24 protein-coding genes and 4 tRNA genes are annotated in these 22264 nt (G+C 60.9%); 23 read left to right on the top strand and 5 right to left on the bottom strand.

The window, feature by feature from the left end:
• The 16 genes from JHD62_RS17015 to JHD62_RS16940 all read left to right on the top strand — a co-directional run.
• Positions 1-222: hypothetical protein (locus JHD62_RS17015; protein WP_199103889.1), on the top strand; the 222-nt coding region annotated here is incomplete at its 5' end.
• Between the two features lie 333 nt (positions 223-555).
• On the top strand, positions 556-1323 hold the full coding sequence (locus tag JHD62_RS17010; protein WP_199103888.1) for an MBL fold metallo-hydrolase: 768 nt from the start codon (positions 556-558) through the stop codon (positions 1321-1323).
• Positions 1324-1334: 11 nt separating this feature from the next.
• Positions 1335-2864, top strand: a complete 1530-nt coding sequence (locus JHD62_RS17005) for a hypothetical protein (RefSeq protein WP_199103887.1) — start codon at positions 1335-1337, stop codon at positions 2862-2864.
• Positions 2865-2876: 12 nt separating this feature from the next.
• A complete protein-coding gene (locus JHD62_RS17000) occupies positions 2877-4337 on the top strand; it encodes a hypothetical protein (protein WP_199103886.1) in 1461 nt (486 codons plus the stop codon).
• An 18-nt stretch (positions 4338-4355) separates the two neighbouring features.
• Entirely contained in the window at positions 4356-4898 is a 543-nt protein-coding gene (locus JHD62_RS16995) for an ATP/GTP-binding protein (RefSeq protein WP_045846087.1), read from the top strand.
• Positions 4898-5533 (top strand): peptidase M23, encoded by a 636-nt coding sequence (locus tag JHD62_RS16990; protein WP_233161042.1) that lies wholly within the window; start codon positions 4898-4900, stop codon positions 5531-5533. Before JHD62_RS16995 ends, JHD62_RS16990 begins: the two co-directional genes overlap by 1 nt.
• A gap of 49 nt (positions 5534-5582) precedes the next feature.
• Complete coding sequence (locus JHD62_RS16985; protein WP_045846088.1) at positions 5583-5945, top strand: roadblock/LC7 domain-containing protein; 363 nt, start codon at positions 5583-5585, stop codon at positions 5943-5945.
• A gap of 360 nt (positions 5946-6305) precedes the next feature.
• Positions 6306-7751 carry a circularly permuted type 2 ATP-grasp protein gene (locus JHD62_RS16980; RefSeq protein ID WP_199103885.1) on the top strand — a complete coding sequence of 482 codons (1446 nt, stop codon included), beginning with the start codon at positions 6306-6308 and terminating at the stop codon, positions 7749-7751.
• Positions 7745-8677, top strand: coding sequence for an alpha-E domain-containing protein (locus tag JHD62_RS16975; RefSeq protein ID WP_199103884.1), 933 nt, complete (start codon positions 7745-7747; stop codon positions 8675-8677). The genes JHD62_RS16980 and JHD62_RS16975 overlap by 7 nt, the downstream gene beginning before the upstream one ends.
• 37 nt (positions 8678-8714) lie before the next feature.
• The gene (locus JHD62_RS16970) at positions 8715-9503 is read left to right on the top strand and encodes a transglutaminase family protein (protein ID WP_199103883.1); all 789 of its coding nucleotides are present in this window, start codon (positions 8715-8717) and stop codon (positions 9501-9503) included.
• Positions 9504-9549: 46 nt separating this feature from the next.
• A complete protein-coding gene (locus JHD62_RS16965; protein ID WP_233161040.1) occupies positions 9550-10284 on the top strand; it encodes a proteasome-type protease in 735 nt (244 codons plus the stop codon).
• Positions 10285-10356: 72 nt separating this feature from the next.
• Complete coding sequence (locus tag JHD62_RS16960; protein ID WP_199103882.1) at positions 10357-10980, top strand: YecA family protein; 624 nt, start codon at positions 10357-10359, stop codon at positions 10978-10980.
• Positions 10981-11035: 55 nt separating this feature from the next.
• Positions 11036-12163, top strand: coding sequence for an alginate lyase family protein (locus JHD62_RS16955; RefSeq protein ID WP_199103881.1), 1128 nt, complete (start codon positions 11036-11038; stop codon positions 12161-12163).
• A 52-nt stretch (positions 12164-12215) separates the two neighbouring features.
• Positions 12216-13043, top strand: a complete 828-nt coding sequence (locus JHD62_RS16950) for an undecaprenyl-diphosphate phosphatase (protein ID WP_045846094.1) — start codon at positions 12216-12218, stop codon at positions 13041-13043.
• Positions 13044-13204: 161 nt separating this feature from the next.
• Positions 13205-13678, top strand: a complete 474-nt coding sequence (locus JHD62_RS16945; RefSeq protein ID WP_131359005.1) for an NUDIX hydrolase — start codon at positions 13205-13207, stop codon at positions 13676-13678.
• A 15-nt stretch (positions 13679-13693) separates the two neighbouring features.
• A complete protein-coding gene (locus JHD62_RS16940; RefSeq protein WP_199103880.1) occupies positions 13694-14041 on the top strand; it encodes a co-chaperone YbbN in 348 nt (115 codons plus the stop codon).
• Positions 14042-14292: 251 nt separating this feature from the next.
• Here JHD62_RS16940 and JHD62_RS16935 read toward each other — a convergent pair whose 3' ends face one another.
• The 3 genes from JHD62_RS16935 to folD all read right to left on the bottom strand — a co-directional run bounded on the left by JHD62_RS16935 (position 14293) and on the right by folD (position 16779).
• The gene (locus JHD62_RS16935; protein WP_199103879.1) at positions 14293-14898 is read right to left on the bottom strand and encodes a hypothetical protein; all 606 of its coding nucleotides are present in this window, start codon (positions 14896-14898) and stop codon (positions 14293-14295) included.
• A gap of 9 nt (positions 14899-14907) precedes the next feature.
• Positions 14908-15771 (bottom strand): formyltetrahydrofolate deformylase, encoded by an 864-nt coding sequence (gene purU / locus JHD62_RS16930; RefSeq protein ID WP_062789409.1) that lies wholly within the window; start codon positions 15769-15771, stop codon positions 14908-14910.
• 156 nt (positions 15772-15927) lie between these two features.
• The gene (gene folD, locus JHD62_RS16925; protein ID WP_045846097.1) at positions 15928-16779 is read right to left on the bottom strand and encodes a bifunctional methylenetetrahydrofolate dehydrogenase/methenyltetrahydrofolate cyclohydrolase FolD; all 852 of its coding nucleotides are present in this window, start codon (positions 16777-16779) and stop codon (positions 15928-15930) included.
• A 261-nt stretch (positions 16780-17040) separates the two neighbouring features.
• Between folD and JHD62_RS16920 the strand changes: the two genes are divergently transcribed.
• The 5 genes from JHD62_RS16920 (at position 17041) to JHD62_RS16900 (ending at position 18306) form a co-directional block, all read left to right on the top strand.
• A tRNA-Pro gene (locus JHD62_RS16920) sits at positions 17041-17117 on the top strand.
• Positions 17118-17136: 19 nt separating this feature from the next.
• Positions 17137-17213, top strand: a tRNA-Arg gene (locus JHD62_RS16915).
• Positions 17214-17266: 53 nt separating this feature from the next.
• Positions 17267-17342 (top strand) — tRNA-His (locus JHD62_RS16910).
• A gap of 50 nt (positions 17343-17392) precedes the next feature.
• Positions 17393-17468, top strand: a tRNA-His gene (locus JHD62_RS16905).
• Positions 17469-17634: 166 nt separating this feature from the next.
• Positions 17635-18306: a GntR family transcriptional regulator gene (locus tag JHD62_RS16900; protein ID WP_062789410.1), complete on the top strand. Its 672-nt coding sequence runs from the start codon at positions 17635-17637 to the stop codon at positions 18304-18306.
• 54 nt (positions 18307-18360) lie between these two features.
• Here JHD62_RS16900 and JHD62_RS16895 read toward each other — a convergent pair whose 3' ends face one another.
• Positions 18361-19281: a LysR family transcriptional regulator gene (locus JHD62_RS16895; protein ID WP_199103878.1), complete on the bottom strand. Its 921-nt coding sequence runs from the start codon at positions 19279-19281 to the stop codon at positions 18361-18363.
• Between the two features lie 125 nt (positions 19282-19406).
• Here JHD62_RS16895 and JHD62_RS16890 point away from each other — a divergent pair, with 125 nt between their 5' ends.
• Together JHD62_RS16890 and JHD62_RS16885 are read left to right on the top strand one after the other, a co-directional pair.
• Positions 19407-20261, top strand: coding sequence for a pirin family protein (locus JHD62_RS16890; protein WP_199103877.1), 855 nt, complete (start codon positions 19407-19409; stop codon positions 20259-20261).
• A gap of 63 nt (positions 20262-20324) precedes the next feature.
• The gene (locus JHD62_RS16885) at positions 20325-21200 is read left to right on the top strand and encodes a pirin family protein (RefSeq protein WP_199103876.1); all 876 of its coding nucleotides are present in this window, start codon (positions 20325-20327) and stop codon (positions 21198-21200) included.
• 5 nt (positions 21201-21205) lie between these two features.
• Here JHD62_RS16885 and JHD62_RS16880 read toward each other — a convergent pair.
• The coding region (locus tag JHD62_RS16880) for an ABC transporter substrate-binding protein (protein ID WP_199103875.1) at positions 21206-22264 on the bottom strand (1059 nt) is incomplete at its 5' end.

Here is a 22264-nt window from a genome sequence, read left to right as displayed (position 1 = left end):
GAATGTCCGCGCCTGCTGCAAAGCGGGGCGGCCCAGCTGCTGATAGCCGACCCGGACCAGCTACGCAGCCAGCTGGCACGGCTGAAACTGCCAGAGCAGCAGTTTGACGCAGTACTCACCCTGCCACAGGGCGACCCCTTGTACCTGGCCGCCAATCCGGCCAGCGACCCGCAATTGCTGCAGGCCATCAGCGAAGCCATCCGCACGCTCAAACAGCGCTGAGTCCCCCCTCATTGCCTGCCCGTACAGGCAGCTGCCAGCGCATATCTGCGCCTGCGCTTTCTCTACCCGCTTTGCCATCTGACACTGGAAGTCTTTGAATCTGCTTCCACATTTCACCTGGCACGCAAAACTTATATTCCATTCAATTATTCAGCATGCATTTATGCCATTGTTGACTCATATCAAAACCGTTTAGAGCCAAATGAAAATAATAAACAGCTTCTCACAAGTCCCAATGACGTTGACAAGCAGACTGCTGCCGATTTTGCCGTAATCGGCTTCTTTCCTTCTGCGTACCACGTCCGGGCGGCAATTTTCACGCAAGGAACAGTCATGGCTCTGGTGCTTTATGATGATGGTAATCACAAGTGCGTTGCGTTTACCGAGCTGGTACAGGGAGAAGGCATTCAGTCCAATCAGTTTGCCATCATCGACAAAGGCGACGGCATGCTGCTGGACCCGGGTGGCAACCTGACTTACAAGCACCTGATTGCCGAGCTGGCTGACTACTTCCTGCCTTCGCACACCCGTTACATTTTCGCCTCCCACCAGGACCCGGACATCATCGCCTCTGCCAACGGCTGGCTGCTGATCACCGATGCCCAGATCATCATCGCCCAGGAATGGGTGCGCTTCTTGCCGCACTTCTGTATCCGCGGTGCCACCGAAGGCCGGCTGATTCCCATTCCGCCACGTGGCATGGACATCACCCTGGGTGAATCCACCCTCAAGATCATTCCGGCGCATTACCTGCACACCGTCGGTTTTTTCCAGGTGTACGACCCGATCAGCAAAATCCTGTTCTCTGGCGACATCGGTGCCTCGCTGATGGACGGTCACGATGCCGGCAAACCGGTGAGCGACTTCGACGCCCACCTGATCGACCGCCACATGCTGGGCTTCCACAAGCGTTACATGACCAATAACAAGGCCTGCCGCCTGTGGGTGAACATGATTCGCCAGCTGGATGTGGAGTGGATCGTGCCGCAGCACGGCGGCTCGTTCAAGGGCAAGGACATGGTCAAACGCTTCCTGGACTGGTTCGAAACCCTGGAGTGCGGTACCGACCTGATTACCGCCGCCGACTACACGCTGGATTGAGCCACCTTCCCATGGACTCCCTTAGCACCTTGCTTGCCCAATTAAGCGCATCGCCAGAAGCCATGGCCGCCAGCGTCGTCCTGCTGTTGCTGGTTGGCATGCTGCTGGTGGTCATGCTGCGCCGTCAGCCCGACACCACCACTGCGCCGGGCAGCACGCCCCCGCAAACAGCGCAGTTGCTGCCGGAAGCCGTCATCCGCCAGCCACGTCCCCAAGCCGCACCACAGCCCGCCATCCAGCCCGCCATTCAAGCTGATGTGCTGGCCGAAACCGCCGCTGACAGCGAAGCCGACAACGAAGATGACAGCGAGCAAACGCTGTCCTATGCCGTGGACGATCTGGACATCCTGGCCGAGGTCGAGGTGTTCTTGCAGTTCGGTTATCTGGAACAGGCTGCCCTGGCCCTGCGCAGCTATGTGGACGGCAGCTCGGTCAATGCCCCCAGCCAGCTCAAGCGCCTGTCCGAGCTTTATCTCAGCCTGCGCTGGATTGATGACTACAGCGACATGCTCGAACGCCTGCATGAACGCAGCCTGCTGGACCGGCAGCAACTGACCGACGCCGTGTTCCTGGGCTTGCAGGAAGACCCGCAAAACCTGTCGCTGCGGGTAGTGGCCGAAAGCCGGCTGGGCATGGGCATTGACGCAGTCAACCAGCAACTGGGCGATCATCTGCCCCAGCACAGCCATGAAGAACTGCTGCTGCGCGCCGTCGGCCAGACACCGGACCAGCCGGTGGTATCCACCAGCGAAGCCGTGCAGATTGCCGCACAACTGCCACGCGTCACGCTGGTAGAAGGCCGCACTGAACTCTCGGCGCTAAACCCGCGCGAACTGGCCACACTGACCACCCTGCTGCCACCCGCCCGCCAGGCCAGCATCCTGCTGGCCTGCCACGAACCGGCCGCCGCCCTGCCCGCCCTGCAAAGCATGGCCGCAGAAGAAGGCGTATCGCTGTCCCGGCTGATCGACACCCTGCGTGCCTGCTACATGACACGCAAGCTGTCCCTGTTCTGCCGCTATCTGTGGCAATTCCACGTGGCCATTGGCAACGCCGGGCTCAATCTGAAACAACAGTTGCTGCAACTGGGCTACCGGCTGGGCGAGCACCCGCTACTGCTGGCACTGGAAGCCCAGCCAGACCGCATGGCACTGGAGGAAATCGGCCGCCGTATGGGTTATGTCAGCACCCCGGCCCCCGTGTCGCCGCGCGTGCCGCTGCTGCTGGTCCGTCAGCCGCAACAGGCCGGACAGGTGCTGGATGATGTGCTGGCCGAAGCCGATCAGTTTGTCGAATTCGGCCAGATCGACATGGCCATCCAGACACTGGAAACAGCGTTGCTGGCCAACCCGGCAGATGCCACGCTCTACCCGCCGCTGCTCAAGCTGTACGAGCATCTGGGCGATCTGGCGCGCTTTACCTCACTGACCCGGCAAGTGCGCGAGCAGCTGGCCTGCCCGCCCATCGAAATCACCGCCATGCTGGGCCAGTTTGTGCAAACCATGAAACAACGCCTCAACCAGCAACGTCTTGCGGCCTGAGAAAACCAGACCATGATGCCCAGCAACACTGCACAAGCCCGCTCCATCACCGTCATGCCGGTGGGCATGGATACCCGCAAACTGTCGGTATTCCGCATGGCGTTCCGCATGCACCACTCGCATCAACACTACCAGCTGCTGGACGAGGCTCCGGGCCTGAATCCCGACCTGGCCATTGTCGATGTCGACAGCATCACCGGCTGGAATGCCTGGCATGACTTTCGTGCCGAACACCCGCACCTGCCGGCGCTGATTGTCACCACCACGCCGCCCAGCGATGCCCCTGCGGCCGTGCTGCGCAAGCCTATCCGCATTGAAACCCTGTTTCCGCAAATGCGCGAGCTGCTACGCCAGCCGCCGCAAGCCAGCCCGCTGCGCACCATGGCGGAGCAGCCGGAGCGGCCGGCAGCACAGCGCCCAGCGCATAACACTGCCCCGCCATCCAGGACAACAAGCCAGGCGGACATCAGCGGCCACACCCCGGTCAGCGATGCCGCGGCCTATGTGGCCAGCGTGGCCCCCACGCTGGACGCGGTGATCAGCCAGTCACAGGCCGCCCACCGCGCCGAGGCCGCCGCGCGTCAGCAGGAAAGCCATAGCGCGGCTACATCCGACTTGCCGCAGCTGATGGATTTGCCGGATGAACAGCCCGAGGCGGAGACCGCATCCGCAGAGGACAATACCGCGCTGGCGCATGAGCATGATGATGTAGTGCGCAGCATGCTGCCGCCGGCCAGCGCGCATCACACCAGCGCCACGCAGCCCGCAGCCCAGGCCGAGCCGCATATCATCAGTTATGCCCGCTTCGACCCGCATGCCGGCTTGTTCGGCCTGGTGGCACGCCTGTTGCGCCAGCGCAGCAATGCGGTGGTACGCGTGCGTGAGGTGCCGGTGCTGATTGTGCAGGCGGCGCAAGACAAGGCCTGGCTGCTGCAGCCGCTGGACAGCCTGCAAGCGTTGTGCGCCCACACCAGCCAGGAAGTGGACCACCAAGCCTGGAACGACAGCACCGTCCCAACCAGGGCCGAGGAAATCCGCCCGCAAACCCTGGCCTGGCAGCTCGCCATCTGGACCTGTCAGGGGCGGCTGATGCGTGGCATTTCCGCCGATACCCCCATCCGCCTGCGCTACTGGCCCAATCTGACGCGGCTGGCCCCCATTCCGGAAGCCATGCGCATCACCGCCTTTCTGACGCGTACCCCGGTGAACCTCAAGCTGATCACCCGCTTGCTGAAAGTACCGCCGGAGCATCTGTTCAACTATCTGGCAGCCGCCTATGGCATAGGCATCCTGGATCTGCCGAATCGCAACACCACCTTGCAGGTGATGAGCACCGAACCGGTGCGCCCATCGCCACGCAAGGAAGCCGCTGCCGCCGTATCTCCGGCGGATACGGCCCCGGCCAGCATCCAGACCGCGCCAGGCAGTGGCAACCTGCTGTCACGCCTGCTGAAAAAAGTCATTGGCCTGTAACCAGGAAACCCCTTATCCATGCGAGCTTACGATAACAAAATCATCTTTGCCGGCCCGGTAGGCGCTGGCAAAACCACCGCTATTGCTGCCATCAGCGATATTGCGCCGGTCACCACCGATGCCCGTGCATCCGACATGACACTCAACCGCAAGGACACCACCACCGTGGCACTGGACTACGGGGTGCTGATGCTGGACGAGGCCACCAAGGTGCATCTGTATGGCACGCCGGGTCAGGAACGCTTTGACTTCATGTGGGACATCCTCAGCCATGGCGGTATCGGGCTGATCCTGCTGCTGGACAATACCCGCGCCAATCCGGTGAAAGACCTGCAGTTTTTCCTGAACGCCTTCCGCGACATGCTCAAGGTGGCACCGTTGGTGATTGGCGTCACCAAGACCGATGTGCGCGCCACCCCAAGCATCGAAACCTATGCCGCGCTGCTGGAAAAATTCGATATGCGCCCGCCCATTTTCGAAATTGACGCCCGCTCCCGGGAGGACGTCAAAAAGCTGGTGCTGGCCTTGCTGTTCTCCATCGACCCCGGGCTGGAAAGCTGATGATGTCAGACCACCTCTCGCTCAAGGATGCGCTGTATCCGATCACCAGTCCGGCCGGGGCCTACTATGCGGTATCCAGCCCGGACCAGGATGCCGCGCGCGTGCTGCTCACCCATATCCTGCGCCTGGGCCATGCGGTTCCGCTCACCACCGAATTGCTGGCCGAATGGCATGACAACAATCTGGAACGCGGGCTGGAAACCCTGTATCGCCTGCAAAGAATGGATTTTGTCCACGGCACCACCGAGCCGCGCCCCACGCTGGCGGTGAACCTGGAAAGCCAGCTGCCCACCCTGCTGGCGGCGCTGTCCGATACCGGCCGGGCGCTGCTGGCCGACGACAATGGCCTGTACTACGCCACGGCGGGTTTTCACCACGAGTCGGCCGAGGAAATAGCCGCACTGGCCGGCGACATCATGTCGCTCAACCGCCGTCATGGTTTGCTGCTGAAAAACAATCTCAACATCCACAGCCTGGCCTGGGCCGTCAGCAACCCGGCCGGTCATAGCGAACTGGGCTTTTTCCCCTTGCATGTGGGCCAGCAGTCATTCGTGCTGGTCATCGGCGGTACGCCGCAATTGCAAGACGAACACTTCGTGACGCTGATCGAGTTGCTCAGCCGTCGTTACGCCTGAACAAGCACCCGCCCCGACACGGGCCACCGAATACCCCCTGGAGAAAACCATGCGTGAACAAATGCTCAAATCCATCCTGAGTGACCTCAACGGTGCCTCAGCCGATATCGAAGCCTCGGCCATCATCTCGTCCGACGGCCTGACCATGGCCGCCCTGTTGCCACAGGATGTGGATGAAGACCGGGTGGGCGCCATGGCAGCGGCCATGCTGTCCCTGGGTGAGCGCACCGCCAAGGAACTGGCACGCGGCGAACTGGAACAAGTGATGGTAAAGGGTGACAACGGCTACATCCTGATGAGTTACGCCGGCAAGGATGCCGTACTCACCGTGATTGCCCGGCGTGAAGCCAAGCTGGGCCTGATTTTCCTCGATGCCAAACGCGCCGCGCGCAATATCGCCGAAATCCTCTGATCCCCCAGACAGCCGGTGGCAGGTGGCCTTCACGCCCGCCTGCCCCGGCATTGCCTGTCCGGCCGGTGCTGCCTCTGCACCATTCTCAACCATAGCCTGCACCACTGCTTGCACCCGTGTGTCATTAAGGTGCAGCACTGCCATCTTTTTGTATTTTTTACAGCAGCATTAATCAATCAATTTTCAATTCCACGCTGAAAAACTGCGGCCAGCGCCATATCCTCCCACCTGCCCGCCCAGCGGTTTAACCACACCACGCCCTGTCCTTACCTGAGTCACGGTCAAAATGACGGTTGCCCGGCATTTCTGGGCACGCTTATTGCCTTACTCCCTTTACAAGCCAACAAGGGGGAATGCGCGATGCACCGGATTACACCGCTAGACCACACCCACTACGACGAAATGCTGATGCCCGGGCAAGACACCCGCCCGTCCTACCAGCGTTTTGCCAACTGGCTGAACCAGGCGCCTCTGGCCTGGCTGCGCGACAAGCAAAGCGAGGCCGACACCCTGTTTCGCCGCGTGGGCATCACCTTTGCCGTATACGGCGACGAAAGCGGCTCGGAACGGCTGATTCCGTTTGACACCATTCCACGCATCATCTCTGCCAGCGAATGGAAAACCCTGGAAGCAGGCTGCATCCAGCGGGTAACGGCGCTCAACCGCTTCTTGCACGACATCTATCACGACCAGGACATCCTCAAGGCCGGCATCATCCCGCACGAGCAAATCCTTACCAATGCGGGCTACCAGCTGGCCATGCAGGGCATAGACCTGCCACGCCAGGTATACGCCCACATTGCCGGGGTGGACATCATCCGCCACAACGACGGTGGTTTTTATGTGCTGGAGGACAATCTGCGCACACCATCCGGCGTGAGCTACATGCTGGAAAACCGCAAGATGATGATGCGGCTGTTCCCCGAGCTGTTTGCCAACCACGACATCACCCCGGTGGAGCACTACCCCAACATGTTGCTGGACACCTTGCGTTCGGTATCGCCGGCCGAGGTGGATAACCCCACGGTGGTAGTGCTCACCCCCGGCCAGTACAACAGCGCCTATTTCGAACACGCCTTCCTGGCCAGCCAGATGGGGGTGGAGCTGGTGGAGGGGCAGGACCTGTTCGTCAAGAACGGTTATGTCTACATGCGCACCACCTCCGGCCCGCAGCGGGTGGACGTGATTTACCGCCGGCTGGACGATGCCTATCTGGACCCGCTGGCTTTCAACGCAGGCTCCATGCTGGGCGTGCCGGGCCTGATGTCGGTGTACCGCGAAGGACGCGTCAGCGTATGCAATGCGGTGGGCACCGGCGTGGCGGACGACAAGTCCATCTACCCTTATGTACCGGACATGATCCGCTTCTATCTGGGCGAGGAACCCATTTTGCACAATGTGCCCACCTGGCAATTGCGCAAGCCGGACGACCTGGCCTACGTGCTGGATCACCTGTCCGAGCTGGTGGTAAAGGAAGTCCATGGCGCCGGTGGCTATGGCATGCTGGTGGGCCCGGCCTCCACCCAGGCGGAAATCGAATCCTACCGCCTGCGCATTCTGGAAGACCCGGCCAACTTCATTGCCCAGCCTACGCTGTCCTTGTCCACCTGCCCTACTTTTGTCGAATCCGGCATTGCGCCGCGCCATATCGACCTGCGCCCCTTTGTGTTGTCGGGCAAGAAAGTGCAGCTGGTGGCCGGCGGCCTCACCCGCGTGGCACTGCGCGAGGGCTCGCTGGTGGTCAACTCGTCGCAAGGCGGCGGTACCAAAGATACCTGGATCCTGAAGGAGGACATCACATGCTGAGCCGAATGGCAGGGTGCCTGTACTGGATGGCACGCAATATGGAACGCGCCGAAAACACCGCGCGCTTGCTGGATGTCAGCTTGCAGATGTCGCTGTTGCATGCGTCCTCGCAAGACGACTTGCTGGTACCGCTGGATGTCACCGGCAGCACGGCGGATTTTCTGCAGCGTCACCACACCCCAACCCCGCAAGCCGTGCTGCACTACCTGGCACTGGATGGCGAGAACCCGGGCAGCATTTACAACTGCATGCGTAATGCGCGGGAAAACGCCCATGTGGTGCGGGTGAAAATCACCACCGAGATGTGGGAGCAGGTGAACGGCACCTGGCTGGAAATGCGCGAATGGCAAAGCCGTGGGCTGGATACCCGTAGCGCTTCCAGCTTTCTGGAATGGGTGCGCGAACGCTCGCACCTGTTCCGTGGCGCGGGTTACGGCACCATGTTGCGCAACGACACCTTCCACTTCTCCCGCCTGGGCACCTTCATCGAACGCGCCGACAATACCGCGCGCATCCTGAATGTGAAGACCAAGCAGATCAGTGACAACGAGCCGGAAGCGGAAAACATCCTCGACTACTACCAGTGGGCGGCACTGCTGCGCTCGGTGTCCGGCTTCGAGGCCTATCGCGACATCTACCGCGACAGCATCACCCCGGAGCGGGTGGCCGAACTCTTGATCCTGCGCCACGACATGCCGCGCAGCCTGCGCGCCTGCTTTGGCGAAATCAACAAGGTGCTGGCACGTATCGAAGGCCATGCCGGCCGCAGTGCGCGGCGGCGCGCCAGTGAAATCCAGGCGCGGCTGACCTATAGCAGCATCGAGGACATCTTTGCCGACGGGCTGGAACAGACACTGGACAGCCTGATTGACGACATCATCCTGCTGGGCAACACCATTCACCACAGTTATCTGGAAGCTGCCTGAGCGCAGACCGGTCCGCATCAAACAGAAAGGGATAGCCATGAGACTCGCCATCAGCCATGAAACGCTGTATCGCTACGACAGCCCGGTCCGTCACAGCACCCAATACCTGCGCCTGACGCCGCAAGGCGGCAACGGCCTGCAGATTCTGGACTGGCAGCTGGAGCTGCCGGTGGCCGCCCATCGCAGCACCGACAGCTACGGCAATATCCTGCACGTCCTCACCCTGGACTACCCGCACCAGGAAATCCGCATCAAGGTGAGCGGTACGGTGGAAACCAATGACACCAAGCCCATGAACGACGACCTGCCACCGCTGTTCTTCCTGCGCCAGACCGAGCTGACCACGCCGGACGAAGCCCTGTGCCGCTTTGCCGCCGCTTACCGCCAGCCAACGCCCAGCCTCGCCCAGCTGCAATCGCTGGTGGAAGGCATTCGCGAACACATGCCCTTCTTGCCCGGTGAAACCCAAAGCCACACCCCGGCGGCGGCGGCCTTCGCCAAAGGTGCCGGCGTGTGCCAGGACCATACCCATGTCTTTCTCTCCTGCGCCCGCCAGCTGGGTATTCCGGCGCGCTATGTCAGCGGCTATGTCTACTCGCCCGCGCATGCGGCAGACCATGTCTCCAGCCATGCCTGGGCCGAAGCCTGGGTGGACGGGGCCTGGCACAGCTTTGATGTGGCCAATGCCGTAGCCGCCAACGAACACCACCTGAAGCTGGCCATCGGCATGGATTATCTGGACGCCTGCCCGGTACGCGGCGTGCGCTTTGGCGGTGGCACCGAAAGCATGACCGCGCAAGCGCGCGTCTGGCTGGACGGCCAGTGACACAGCAGCTAGATTGATTCAACTCCACCACACAAGTAGCTGCATCATGACTTACTGCGTCGCCATGAATCTTGCGTCCGGCATGCTGTTTGCCTCGGACTCCCGCACCAATGCCGGGGTGGACCACGTGTCCACCTTTCGCAAGATGCAATTTTTCCAGCAACCGGACGAGCGCCTGCTGGTGCTGCTGTCCGCCGGCAACCTGGCCACCACCCAAAGCGTGGTCAGCCTGTTGCGCCAGCGCGCCAGTGCCAGCAGCAGCGAGCGCAACATCCTGAATGTTCCCTCCATGTACGATGCCGCCTGCCTGGTGGGCGACACCCTGCGTGAAATTGTCGAGCGCGATGGCCCCACCCTCAGCCAGTCCAAAATAGAAGTCGGCTGTTCCTTCCTGCTGGGCGGGCAAATCCGCGGGGAAGCACCGCGCCTGTTCAACATCTACCCGCAGGGTAATTTCATCGAGGCCACGCAGGACACGCCCTACTTCCAGATTGGCGAAGCCAAGTACGGCAAACCCATCATCGACCGGGTAGTGAACTACCACACCCCGGTGGAAGACGCCGCCAAGTGCGCACTGATCAGCTTTGACTCGACAATGAAGAGCAATCTGTCGGTCGGCCTGCCCATCGATATGCTGGTATACGACAAGGACGACTTCGGCCCCGGCATCCACCAGCGCATTACCGAGCACGACCCCTACTTCCAGCAACTGCACACCGGCTGGGGCCGGGCACTGCGCGATGCCTTTGCCGCCCTGCCACCAATGCGCTGGAAGGAATAGGCCAGGACAGGGAAGTGGGCAGGCCGGCTTGCAATCAGCGATAATGGCGCATTAATAGCGAAAGACCCGCCAATGAAACACGCTCCGCTGACCGAGGCCGACTACCAGCGCCTGTCCACCACCCTGCAACGCTTTGCACGCCTGCAGTGCATGAACCTGGAAAAGCTGGACGGTTTCTTCACTGCCTTGCTGTGCGGCCCGGAAGCCATCAAGCCCACCGAATGCCTGCCGCTGATTCTGGGTGACGCCTTTGATGACGAGCAGGCATTCCGCAGCGAAAAGGATCTGGAAAAATTTGTCGCCCTGCTGATGGGCCACTGGCTGGACATCGCCCACACCCTGCAACAGGGTGCGGAATTCCAGCCCTGGCTGGATGCGGACGAACAGGGCGTGGTGCATGGCAATGACTGGGCCGAAGGTTTTGTCGAAGGCATGCAGCTGCAGCAGGACGACTGGAACCTGCTGTTTGACGATGCCGAACATGCTGGTGCGCTGGAAGCCATCATGGCGCTGGCCTTCGAACGCCACCCGGACCCGGAAATGCGTCCTTACATCGACAACAGCGACAGCAGCCAGCGCGAACAATGGCTGGCCGCCATCTCCCCTGCCGTGCAGGAAATCCACCAGTTTTTTGCCGCCATCCGCGCCCAGATGGAAGCCGATCTGGAACAGGATGCCCTCGACCCGGAACACTGAGCGCTCAGTGCCGCGGCAAGCGTAAATATTTGCTAGACTCAGCAAATCTCCACCCTTGACGGCCCTGCGTGCATGCAGGCTGGCCACCGCCAGCTGCTGCCAGATTCCAGACATGCTGACTTACTGGCGTTCACTGCCCACCTCCCTGAGCATGCTGCTGTGCTGGCTTGCCGGGACAGGCATGGCTGTTGCCAGCCCGTCGACTGCCTGGTGCATGGCCGGCAAGGCTGCACCCTCCTTGCTGCACCGGGCGGAGGCGGCGCTCACTCAACCCCCTACCCCCTTGGCGCAGATTCATACCGAAGGCACCCTGCCGCATCAGGGCATTTTCGATCAGAGCGTCAAGGCCAAACAGGACTGGTTCCGCATGCGCGACCTGGCGCTGGCCTGGCAAGGCAGCGGCGAGCAACGCTATCTGGATGCCGTGGCACACCAGCTGGATGCCTGGACCCGGGTTTATCAGCCCTCCTTCAACCCCATCGACGAAACCGACCTCGAAGCACTGATTGACGCCTATGCCATCACGGCCAATCAGCTACCCGTCGCCACAGCCATGCAGACACGACAGCTGTTGCGGCAGCTGGCCGAGGGCTATGTGACGCGGATCCGCACCGCCAGACAGCCACTGGGGGCTACCTTCAGGAACAACTGGAACAGCCACCGCATCAAGCTGATCGCCCTGTCGGCCCTGGCCCTGCAGGATGCCGGCTTGCAAAAAGCCGCCACCGAACTGTTCCACCAGCATCTGGAGCGCAATATCAATGCCCAGGGTGAAACGCTGGATTACCGCGAGCGCGATGCCCTGCACTATGTCACCTACGATCTGGAACCGCTGGTGCGCGCCGCCATTGCCGCACGGCAGTGGCAGCAGGACTGGCTGCACGACAAGGCAGCCTCCGGTGGCAGCCTGCAATTGGCGCTGGACTGGCTGCGCCCTTATGCCGAAGGCCGGCTACAACATCAGGAGTTCGTTCACTCCCAGGTCCGTTTCGACTTCATCCGGCGCGAAGCCGGGCTGCCCGGCTTTGCCGGCAACTGGCAGGCAGCCACCAGTCGCAAACTGTATGCACTGGCCTCACGACTCTCGCCCGACTACGACAACCCACTGCTGACCGGCCCTCACCTGCCGGACTGGATCACGCAATGCTGGGGCAGTGCGCTCAATGACACGTCATCAAACTGACATTTTCATCTGGTAAAACTGGCCATCATTTTTACCCCACCATCGCTAAACCATGAATCCTGTTGAAGCACTGCTGTTTGCAGTCATCCAGGGGGTCAGTGAACTGTTTCCGATCAGCAGCCTGGGACACGGCATCCTGATTCCGGACTGGCTGCACTGGTCTCTCAATCGCAGTCATCCTGACTTCCTGCCCTTCATGGTGATGCTGCACCTGGGCACCGCCCTTGCCCTGCTGCTGTATTTCCACCGTGACTGGCGTGCACTCATCACCGGCTTCATCCGGGCGCGTGGCGGCAACAGCAATGCTGAAGCCAGGCTGATGTGGCGACTGGTCGCCGGCACCATTCCGGCCGGCCTGCTGGGACTGCTGCTGGAAAAGCAATTGCGCGTGCTGTTCAGCAGTGCCACGGCGGTGCTGGTTTTTCTCAGCATCAACGGCCTGCTCCTGCTGTGGGGTGACCGCAAACAGCAGGCAGCCAACGCCAGGACGCTGGATGAACTGAGCCTGATGGGTGCCATCAAGATTGGCAGCGGACAGGCACTGGCGCTGTTGCCCGGCATTTCCCGCTCCGGCGTCACCTTGCTCAGCGGCCTGGCCCATGGCTTGAACCACGCCGCAGCTGCGCGCTTTTCCTTCCTGCTGGCCACCCCCATCATCCTGGCCGCCGGGGTGCTGGAAGTCCCCAAGCTGGCGCACAGCGGCCATGCCCAGCCCTGGGGCTTGTTACTGAGCTGCGGGCTGCTGGCCGGGGCCTGTGCCTATGCCAGCACCTGGTTTCTCATGCGCTATTTCAAGAAAAGCGAAATCGAATCGCTGCGGCCATTTGGCTGGTATTGCCTGCTGCTGGGCCTGGGTGGACTGGCACTGCACTGGCTTTGAGTCGTGTGGAAGATTGTTGAATGCATGGCAGTTCATGCTGTCAAACCGGCTTGGACAGGCATTAAGACGCATTGACTGTTTGTCCCGGCCAAGGGCTTCCATTAGAATAGTCGACAGAACTGGGCCGCCATTTGCGGCCCGTATCTGTTATATCGAGACGCATGAGAAATCAGGACGACAAAAAGCCCGATCAACGCCTGCCGGCTGATCTGGCAAGACGTGCCACCGCCATCATCGAATTGCCCGACGGCGTTCTGGTTACCGCTGCGCGTGGCAGCCGCTACAACCTGCCGGGGGGCAAGGCCAACCGGGGAGAGTTACGCTCCCAGGCACTGATCCGTGAAATCCGCGAGGAGACCGGGCTGCGCATCAACTCCATGCTTTACCTGTTCGACCACATCACACCGCACAATGCCCACAAGGTTTACCTGTGCATTGCGCAGGGCCAGGCACGCCCGCAAGGTGAAATCGAACGGATTGCGCTGGTTTCTTCGCCGGATACCGAACTGGACCTGTTCGTGGAAAGCCGCGCCATCCTGCGCCGCTATGCCAGGCTGCGTAATGAAGAAACCGCCAAGGGCCAGGCCTTGCGCGCCATTCTGGGCCTGGCGCGCTATATCGCCAAGGTAGACTGAACCACCATGCCCGGCATGGACAGCACCCACTGGCTACAGCTGGACGAATTCGGTTTTCATCACACGCTGGCAAGCCTGCCCGGCAATACGCTGGTGCTGTTTGGCCAGCCTGGCTGCTCTGCATGCCGCGCCTGGCACCAGCTGCTGGACAGCTGGCAAGCTGACTGCCTGCAACAACTAGCCTATGTCGATGTGCAAGAGAGCATGGCTTTGGCACACGCCTTCGACATTTTTCACCTGCCTACCCTGCTGCTGTTTGTCGACGGCCAGTATCACGGCCAGCTGCACAGCCCCATGCAACGCCAGGCCATCAACACTGCGCTGGAACAACTGCTGGCCGCACCGGCGAGCGAAGAACCCTGAAATAAAGCAACAAGGGCTGCCCGTGGGCAGCCCTTGTTGTTGGCACCCCCTCTCGCTTTCCTTTCAGAAAGCGAGGCACCCTTACAAGGTAAGGGCGGGGGGATAGGGAATAGATGGGAAGGCTGCGGAATCAGTCACTTCATCACAAGACCCGGCTTAGCCGGGTCCGCTGAAATCGCAGCAAATTACTTTGTCAGCAGCCTGAGCTGCCCGTGGGCAGCCCTTGTTGTTGGCAAATGGTCAGATGCACCTTACAGGTCGCTACTGCCCTTGCCACCTGCCGGCGCAGTGTCTGCCGGAGTCGACACCTCACCCACCGCACTGAGCATGTCCTGCGGAATGGTGACCCAGCCCATGCTACTGGCAAGCTGCAGGCTGATCGCCAGCGTCAACATGGCCACCGGAGCAAACAGCATCACCCCCAGCAGCACGCGCACCCGGCCAACCCCGGACACCACCGCCATGCTGTTCACCATCAGGGCGATGGTCAGCAGGGACAGCGCCAGATCTGCACCGAGAGCCGCGTCGTCCGGCAACCAGCTGGTCAGCGGCTCGACAAACTGCAGGCTGTTGCACAATACGATCAGGCCGAACAGCGACCCATCCGGCCGCCATTTGGCCAGCCGCAACCACACCGTGATGAACTGGGTGAACAGCAAGGTTTCCAGCCAGGTAAACATCAGCATGAACAGCATGCGGCCGAGCACGTTATTGCCCAGCTCACCGGTGCCGCCGCTGGCCACCAGACCGAGGACCGTCAGCAACAGGGCCGGCATCCAGCGCGGATACTGGTATTGCTCCAGCGGACCAACGCGAAAACGCAGCAGCCCCAGCAAATCATCAATCAGACGGTGCATGATGCCGGCTCAGTCAAAAACAACGGTCTTGTTGCTGTAAGACAGGATGCGGTCATCCACATGCCAGCGCACGGCGCGCGACAGCACCACTTTTTCCAGGTCGCGGCCTTTCTGGATCAGGTCTTCCACATCGTCGCGGTGCGAAATGCGGGTGACTTCCTGCTCGATGATCGGACCTTCGTCCAGATCTTCCGTCACGTAATGGCTGGTGGCACCAATCAGCTTCACACCACGGGCAAAGGCACGGTGATACGGCTTGGCACCATCGAATGCCGGCAGGAAGCTGTGGTGGATGTTGATCACCCGGTCCGGATAACGTTTGACGAACTCACCGGACAGCACCTGCATGTAACGCGCCAGTACGATGAAATCGGCACCGGCCTCTTCCAGCAGGCGGAACTGTTCGGCCTCGGCCTCGGCCTTGTTCTCGCGTGTCACCGGGATCACATGGAAGGGAATGCCGTTGAACTCAACCAGACGGCGGCAATCCTCGTGATTGGAAATCACCAGCGGAATGTCGCAGTTCAGCTCGCCAATGCGCCAGCGGTGCAGCAAATCCACCAGGCAGTGTTCGTACTTGGATACGAAAATGGCCATGCGCGGCTTGCGGCTGGACAGGGAAACCTTCCAGGTCATGTTGTGCTCGGCGGCAATCGGCTGGAACGCAGCGGCAAACGCATCCATCGGCAGGGTAAAGCCGTCCAGTTCCCACTGGATACGCATCAGGAACAGGTTCTCGCTGGTATCCTGATGCTGGTCGGCATGCATGATGTTGGCGTTGTAAGTCATCAGGAAATTAGCCAGGGCCGCTACCAGGCCCTTCTTGTCCGGCGCACTGATCAGCAGCGTGGCCGATTGACGGGTATTGCTCATTATTACAGTCTCTTTGTCATTACATGATCAACGGCAGCCTTGCGGCTGTCACTTGCCAATTCCGCGTCGCCGTCACCATCCGGCAAAAGACAAACGCCACACGCCACAGGGATGACTACTCCCTGCAGCCTGTGGCGCTGGTTGCCGGTGACGGGATCAGGCGTTCAGATTGGCCGAATCCAGCGTATTCTGCAACAGCGTTGCCACGGTCATCGGACCGACACCACCCGGCACCGGGGTGATGAAACTGGCGCGCTCGGCAGCGGTGGCAAACTCCACATCGCCAGCAAGCTTGCCGGTATCCAGGCGGTTGATACCCACATCAATCACCACGGCACCGGGCTTGATCCACTCACCCTTGATGAAGCCGGGAATGCCCACCGCAGCCACCACGATGTCCGCCTGGGCCACTTCATGTGCCAGGTCGGCAGTGGCACTGTGGCACACCGTCACCGTGGCACGTGCCAGCAGCATTTCCAGCGCCTGCGGACGACCAACGATATTGGATGCACCCACGATCACGGCCTTCTTACCCTTGGGGTCGATGCCGTATTCTTCCAGCAGGGTCATCACACCACGCGGCGTGCACGGACGCAGCAGCGGCATCTTGATGGCCAGACGGCCCATATTATAGGGATGGAAACCGTCGACATCCTTCTTCGGATCGATCCGCTCGATCACGGCTTGCGGGTCGATCTGCTTGGGCAGCGGCAGCTGAACCAGGATGCCATCCACGGTGGCATCAGCATTCAGGGTATCAATGATGTCCAGCAATTCCTGCTGGCTGGTTTCAGCCGGCAGATCGTAGGCAACCGAACGGATGCCTGCCTTCTCGCAAGAACGCTTCTTGCTGCCTACATAGACACTGGATGCCGGATCGTTGCCAACCAGGATCACTGCCAGTGCGGGGGCACGCTTGCCTGCCGCCACACGCTGTTTCACGCCTTCGCCTACCTTGGCGATGAGTTGTTCTGCTACTGCCTTACCATCAATGAGTTGCGCCGCCATGCCTGATTCCGTATGGAACTTGAAAAGAGGCGGCAATTTTCTCATTTTTTGGCTTTTTACGAAACTACAAAAATACATTAGGAATAATTTCACGTAAAGCAAAATTCACACAATAAGCATCTATTTATCATGAAGTTAGTCGAGGCTCTCCTGCAGGCTGACCGTCCTGCCGCAGCGGGCAGCCAGGTGGCGGACAAAAAAAGATTGCAAGACGGTGTTGACAGCAAAAGGGGCTATCCGTATAGTTGCGGTCTCTGTCGTCGGGGCGTAGCGCAGCCTGGTAGCGCACCTGATTTGGGATCAGGGGGTCGCGAGTTCGAATCCCGCCGCCCCGACCAGAAAAAGCCCGATAAGTGAGTGCCCGTAGCTCAACTGGATAGAGCACCGGCCTTCTAAGCCGGGGGTTACAGGTTCGATTCCTGTCGGGCGCACCAGTACCCAAGTTTTTGTAGTCACTGGCAGTCGTAGTAAAATGCAGCACCCTGTGGTGGATGTAGCTCAGTTGGTAGAGTCCAGGATTGTGATTCCTGTTGTCGTGGGTTCGAGCCCCATCATCCACCCCACCCTCTTTCAGACGGTCAGCCCATGGCTGGCAAGTCAACCCGCTTCGGCGGTGGATGTAGCTCAGTTGGTAGAGTCCAGGATTGTGATTCCTGTTGTCGTGGGTTCGAGCCCCATCATCCACCCCAGTCTTGCAAGAAAAACCCGGCTTTGGCCGGGTTTTTCTTTTCCAATGGCAAAATCTTTCACATTTGCGACAAAAAGCATCGCGATCCCCTCTTGTCTGACAATGGAAGCACCGTATAATCGAATCCATTTGCATTTATCCGATTGACTGACAGATCCTAAAAAACCATGACTACCCTGCAGCCGATCAAGCGCCAGACGCTGACCAGTGCCGTAACCGAATCGCTTCGCCAGCGCCTCCTCTCGGGTGAGTTTGTTGACGGCCAGCAATTGCGCCAGGAAGCCCTATCCAACGAATACGGCGTCAGCCGGGTGCCAGTACGTGAAGCCCTGCGCCAGCTGGAAGCCGAAGGACTGATCCAGATCATCGACCACAAGGGCGCCGTGGTGTCCAAGCTGTCGCTGGAAGACGTGCTGGAACTGCTGGAAATCCGCGCCATGCTGGAAAGCGCGGTGCTGAAGGCCTCCATTCCCTGTCAGACCCCGGCCGATATCGTGCTGGCAGAACAAACCCTGCACGAATTCGAGCTGGCGCTGCAAAAGAATGACGTCCGCCACTGGGGCGAACTCAACTCGCGCTTCCACCTGGCACTGTATCGCGCCGCCAAGCGCCCCAATACCCTGGCGCTGATTGAACAGCTGCACAACAAGACCGACCGCTACACCCGGATGCAGATCCTGTTCACCCGCACCATGGAACGCGCGCACGAAGAACACACCCGCCTGCTGGAACTGTGCAAGCAAGGTGCCGCCGAAGAAGCTGCGGAATTCATCCGTTTTCACATCCTGTCGGCCGGTCATGCGCTGGAGCACTATCTGCAAGGCCAGCAAGGCCATTAACTCCGCCTGCACTACCGCCACAAAACGACCAGCCTTGTGCTGGTCGTTTTGCTTTCAGCTTGGCTGATACGGCTGATAAGCATCGCGCCAGCGCTCAGCCTCGGCCCGCAGGCAGTCGGCCAGTTGCAAGGTAGCCGGGCCCGCCTGCGAGGGGTCGGCCAGCACCAGATACAAGGCCGCCTTGCGCAAACCGCCATGCGCCAGCTGCAATGGCCGCAATCTGCCAGCCACCACAGCAGGGGCAATGCGATGCCAGGCCAGCCAGCCAAAGGCAAAACCCTGCTCGACAGCTGCGATGGCGGTTTCCGGTTGCGACACCGTCCAGCGCTGCCATGCACCCAGCCAGCCTTCATCGCGCGGCTGGCGCTGGCCGGAATCGCGCAACACCACTTGCACATGCTGCTGCAAGTCTTCCATTTCCAGCGCCCGCCCCAGCCGGTGCAAGGGGTGATCCGGCGCGGCACAGGCTACAAACTCCGCCTCCAGCAACCAGTCACCCAGAAAACCCTGCGGCACCCGCCCCGCCACCGCCAGTTCCACCTGCTGGCCATGCAGCGCATCATCCGCGCCGGACATCACAACCTCGTGCATTTGCAGGCGGGTACTGGGGCAATGAGCGGCAAACTGCCCCAACGCCGGCAACAACGCAGGGGTGGGAAACAGGCTGTCCACCGCCAGCCGCACCTCAGCTTCCCAGCCTTGCAGCAAGGAACGCGCCTTCTCCTCCAACCGCAATGATGCCGCCAGCACGTTCTGTGCATCGCGCAGCAGCACCTCGCCCGCCGCTGTCAGCACCATGCGCCGCCCTTGCGCCTGCAGCAAGGGCACGCCCAGCTGCTCCTGCAATTGCGCCACCATATAACTGACCGATGACTGGCTGCGGTGCATGGCCCTGGCTGCCTGGGCGAAACCGCCTTCACTGACAATGCATTGCAAGACCTGCCACTGCTCCCAGGTGGTTCTGGCTTGTTTCATTTATTTGATTTTCAGATTGATTACTACTGATTTTTGCGCTTTTTTATTCAAATTTCCACTGCAATAATGCAGTCCATGATCAACGGCCAGGCCCAGCAGCGCCGGCCCCGACAAGGAGATGCAAGATGAGCACGCACAATATCAGCCGCGAAGTGGAACGCCTGATCAATGGCATGGAGGTTTCCGACGGTGCCGGTGTCCGCCTGTTGCGGGTGCTGACCCACGACCTGCAACGCAGGCTGGACCCCTTCCTGATGCTGGACGAATTCCGCTCGGACAATCCGGATGACTACATTGCCGGCTTCCCGGACCACCCGCACCGTGGCTTCGAAACCGTCACCTATATGCTGGATGGCCGCATGCGCCACCGCGACAGCACCGGGCAGGAAGGCCTGCTGGGGCCGGGCGGCGTGCAATGGATGACTGCGGGGCGCGGCCTGATTCACTCCGAGCTGCCAGAGCAGGAAGACGGCCTGATGCATGGCTTCCAGCTGTGGGTGAACCTGCCGGCCAAGAACAAGATGATAGACCCGTGGTATCGGGATATTCCTGCGGCGGAAATTCCGGAACAGCAAACCGGGCACGGCAGCCGCCTGCGCCTGATTGCCGGTCAGGTAGGCGAACAGCCAGCAGCCATCCAGCGTCCGGATACCGAGCCGCTGTATCTGGATGTGCATCTGGCCGCCGGACAGGAAGAATTTCTCTCCATTCCGGCAGGGCACAATGCATTCATCTATGTTTATCAGGGCGAGCTGGAGGCTGGCAGTCACGGCCAGGTGGTCAAGCAGCGCCAGATGGCCATTCTGGCCAATGATGCGGCTGCCAGTGGCATCCGCGTGACCAGTGATGCACCAGCCCGTTTCCTGCTGGTAGCCGGCAAACCCCTGAACGAGCCGATTGCCCAGTGGGGACCGTTCGTGATGAACACCCGCGCCGAACTGGAAGCTGCGGCCGACGACTTCCGCAACGGTCGTTTCTGAACCAATACGCAGACAGTGGCTGTCGCCCTCACGGCGGCGGCCCTGTCAGCAGGAGCCCACACCATGCACACATGGAGCGAACGCATCAGCGCCAAGATCAGCGATATCGGCTTTCCGGTGCGCCGCCTGCTGCCCAGCCGCACTGCCCGTCATATCGGTCCCTTCATTTTTCTGGACCACATGGGCCCGGCCCATTTCAATCTGGATCAACGCGACAACGATGTTCGGCCGCACCCGCATATCGGTCTGGCCACCCTCACCTATCTGTTCAGCGGCGCGCTGATGCACCGTGACAGCCTGGGCAGCGTGCAGCGCATTGAGCCGGGTGCGGCCAACCTGATGATTGCCGGGCGCGGCATCGTGCATTCGGAACGCATTCCGGAGGACATCCGCAGCAGCGGTACCCCGGTGGAAGGCCTGCAACTGTGGTTGGCCTTGCCGGTGGCACTGGAAGAATGCGAACCGGCCTTCATCCACTACGACCGCGACGCCCTGCCCTCATGGCAGCAGGATGGCAGCCGCATACAACTGGTAGTAGGCCATGCCTGGGGCCGCAGCGCACCGGTAGCCTTTCCTGGTGATGCACTGTATGCCGTGGTGGACATGGATGCCGGCGCAACACTGGACATTCCGCCGGGCTTTGCCGAGCGCGGTATTTACCTGGCCAGCGGCAGCATCAGCCTGGGCAATGAAAACCTGGCCAGTGGCGAACTGGGCCTGCTGCCGGACACGGCCACACCGCTGCGCCTGACCGCCCGCGAACCCAGCCGCCTCGCCTTGCTGGCCGGCCCCACGCCGGACGCCCACCGCATTCTGGACTGGAATTTCGTCTCCACCCGGCTGGAACGCATCCGTCAGGCCAGGGACGACTGGCAGCAAGGACGCTTTGCTCCGGTGCCGGGCGAAACCGAGTTCATCCCGCTGCCAGCACGCGGCTGAGGTGCTTACTGGTGCGGTTTGTCAGCCGGGTAGGCATACACCACCCGGCCACGCTCCACCTTGCCAATCACCGGCACATTCAGCTCCAGCGCCTCGTGATCGGTGCGGCTGAACGGCTGCTTGTAGGTGGTAATCACGCCATTTACCGGCTGATGCAGGTTTTCCAGCGCACGCACAATGGCAATGCCATCCAGCGAGCCTGCCTCGCGGATGGCCTCGGCCATCAGCTTCATGCCGTCATAACCTTGTGCCGCCGAGGGCGGTGAAGGAATGCGACGGGTGTGGAACAACCACTGGTAGCCATCCAGAAAGTCGCGCCGCCGGGGTGTATCGTCTTCGGCCGGAATATAGCTTTGCACCATGCGCGCACCCTCGCCATTGGGGCCGGCATTATCGATGAAGTTGGACATGGACAGCGTCCAGCTGCCGATGATGGGTACTTTCCAGTCCATGCGTGACATGGTGTTGGCCAGCTCGGCCAGTTCCGGGCCGATGGCATAGGTGAGAATGGCCTGACTGCCGGCATTGCGTGCCTGCAGCAGCGCATTGGCCATATCCCGCTCCTGCAGGTTGAAGCGCGCCACATAACTGGGCTTAAGCCCGTTCTGCCCCAGCGCGCGTTCCAGTTCCATCAAGCCCTGATAACCGTAATTGGTGTTGTCGGCAAAAATGGCCAGCTTGCGATAACCCGAACGCTGCACCGCCTCGCGCACAATCAAGGGCGCTTGCAGGTCGTCCGCAGCGGCCACCCGGAAAATATAATTGTCAGTATTGCCATGCAGCGGAAACTGCCGGGTCAGGATGGCTGCGGTGGCCACCGCCAGCATCACTGGCACCCGCGCATCCTGATAGTTCTTGCTGGCTGCCAGCGCCACCCCGGTATTGACGAAGCCCACCACCGCCACCACCCGGTCCTGAGTGAGCAATTGCTGCGCCACCTTGATGCCACGCGCCGGGATGCCGCCGTCGTCCCGCTCCACCAGCTCGATGGGCCGCCCCAGCACACCACCGGCCTTGTTGATTTCGGCGGCGGCCAGACGGATGCCGTTGCGCATGCTCAGGCC

The organism is Aquitalea sp. ASV11, from assembly GCF_016429185.1.
Classification (GTDB): Bacteria; Pseudomonadota; Gammaproteobacteria; order Burkholderiales; family Chromobacteriaceae; genus Aquitalea; species Aquitalea pelogenes.
This window is presented reverse-complemented; position numbering and strand designations above follow the sequence as displayed.

Coding starts and splice junctions, on each gene's coding strand:
- JHD62_RS17010 (WP_199103888.1), top strand. CDS start 556: ATGGCTCTGGTGCTTTATGATGATGGTAATCACAAGTGCGTTGCGTTT.
- JHD62_RS17005 (WP_199103887.1), top strand. CDS start 1,335: ATGGACTCCCTTAGCACCTTGCTTGCCCAATTAAGCGCATCGCCAGAA.
- JHD62_RS17000 (WP_199103886.1), top strand. CDS start 2,877: ATGATGCCCAGCAACACTGCACAAGCCCGCTCCATCACCGTCATGCCG.
- JHD62_RS16995 (WP_045846087.1), top strand. CDS start 4,356: ATGCGAGCTTACGATAACAAAATCATCTTTGCCGGCCCGGTAGGCGCT.
- JHD62_RS16990 (WP_233161042.1), top strand. CDS start 4,898: ATGATGTCAGACCACCTCTCGCTCAAGGATGCGCTGTATCCGATCACC.
- JHD62_RS16985 (WP_045846088.1), top strand. CDS start 5,583: ATGCGTGAACAAATGCTCAAATCCATCCTGAGTGACCTCAACGGTGCC.
- JHD62_RS16980 (WP_199103885.1), top strand. CDS start 6,306: ATGCACCGGATTACACCGCTAGACCACACCCACTACGACGAAATGCTG.
- JHD62_RS16975 (WP_199103884.1), top strand. CDS start 7,745: ATGCTGAGCCGAATGGCAGGGTGCCTGTACTGGATGGCACGCAATATG.
- JHD62_RS16970 (WP_199103883.1), top strand. CDS start 8,715: ATGAGACTCGCCATCAGCCATGAAACGCTGTATCGCTACGACAGCCCG.
- JHD62_RS16965 (WP_233161040.1), top strand. CDS start 9,550: ATGACTTACTGCGTCGCCATGAATCTTGCGTCCGGCATGCTGTTTGCC.
- JHD62_RS16960 (WP_199103882.1), top strand. CDS start 10,357: ATGAAACACGCTCCGCTGACCGAGGCCGACTACCAGCGCCTGTCCACC.
- JHD62_RS16950 (WP_045846094.1), top strand. CDS start 12,216: ATGAATCCTGTTGAAGCACTGCTGTTTGCAGTCATCCAGGGGGTCAGT.
- JHD62_RS16945 (WP_131359005.1), top strand. CDS start 13,205: ATGAGAAATCAGGACGACAAAAAGCCCGATCAACGCCTGCCGGCTGAT.
- JHD62_RS16940 (WP_199103880.1), top strand. CDS start 13,694: ATGGACAGCACCCACTGGCTACAGCTGGACGAATTCGGTTTTCATCAC.
- JHD62_RS16935 (WP_199103879.1), bottom strand. CDS start 14,898: ATGCACCGTCTGATTGATGATTTGCTGGGGCTGCTGCGTTTTCGCGTT.
- purU (WP_062789409.1), bottom strand. CDS start 15,771: ATGAGCAATACCCGTCAATCGGCCACGCTGCTGATCAGTGCGCCGGAC.
- folD (WP_045846097.1), bottom strand. CDS start 16,779: ATGGCGGCGCAACTCATTGATGGTAAGGCAGTAGCAGAACAACTCATC.
- JHD62_RS16900 (WP_062789410.1), top strand. CDS start 17,635: ATGACTACCCTGCAGCCGATCAAGCGCCAGACGCTGACCAGTGCCGTA.
- JHD62_RS16895 (WP_199103878.1), bottom strand. CDS start 19,281: ATGAAACAAGCCAGAACCACCTGGGAGCAGTGGCAGGTCTTGCAATGC.
- JHD62_RS16890 (WP_199103877.1), top strand. CDS start 19,407: ATGAGCACGCACAATATCAGCCGCGAAGTGGAACGCCTGATCAATGGC.
- JHD62_RS16885 (WP_199103876.1), top strand. CDS start 20,325: ATGCACACATGGAGCGAACGCATCAGCGCCAAGATCAGCGATATCGGC.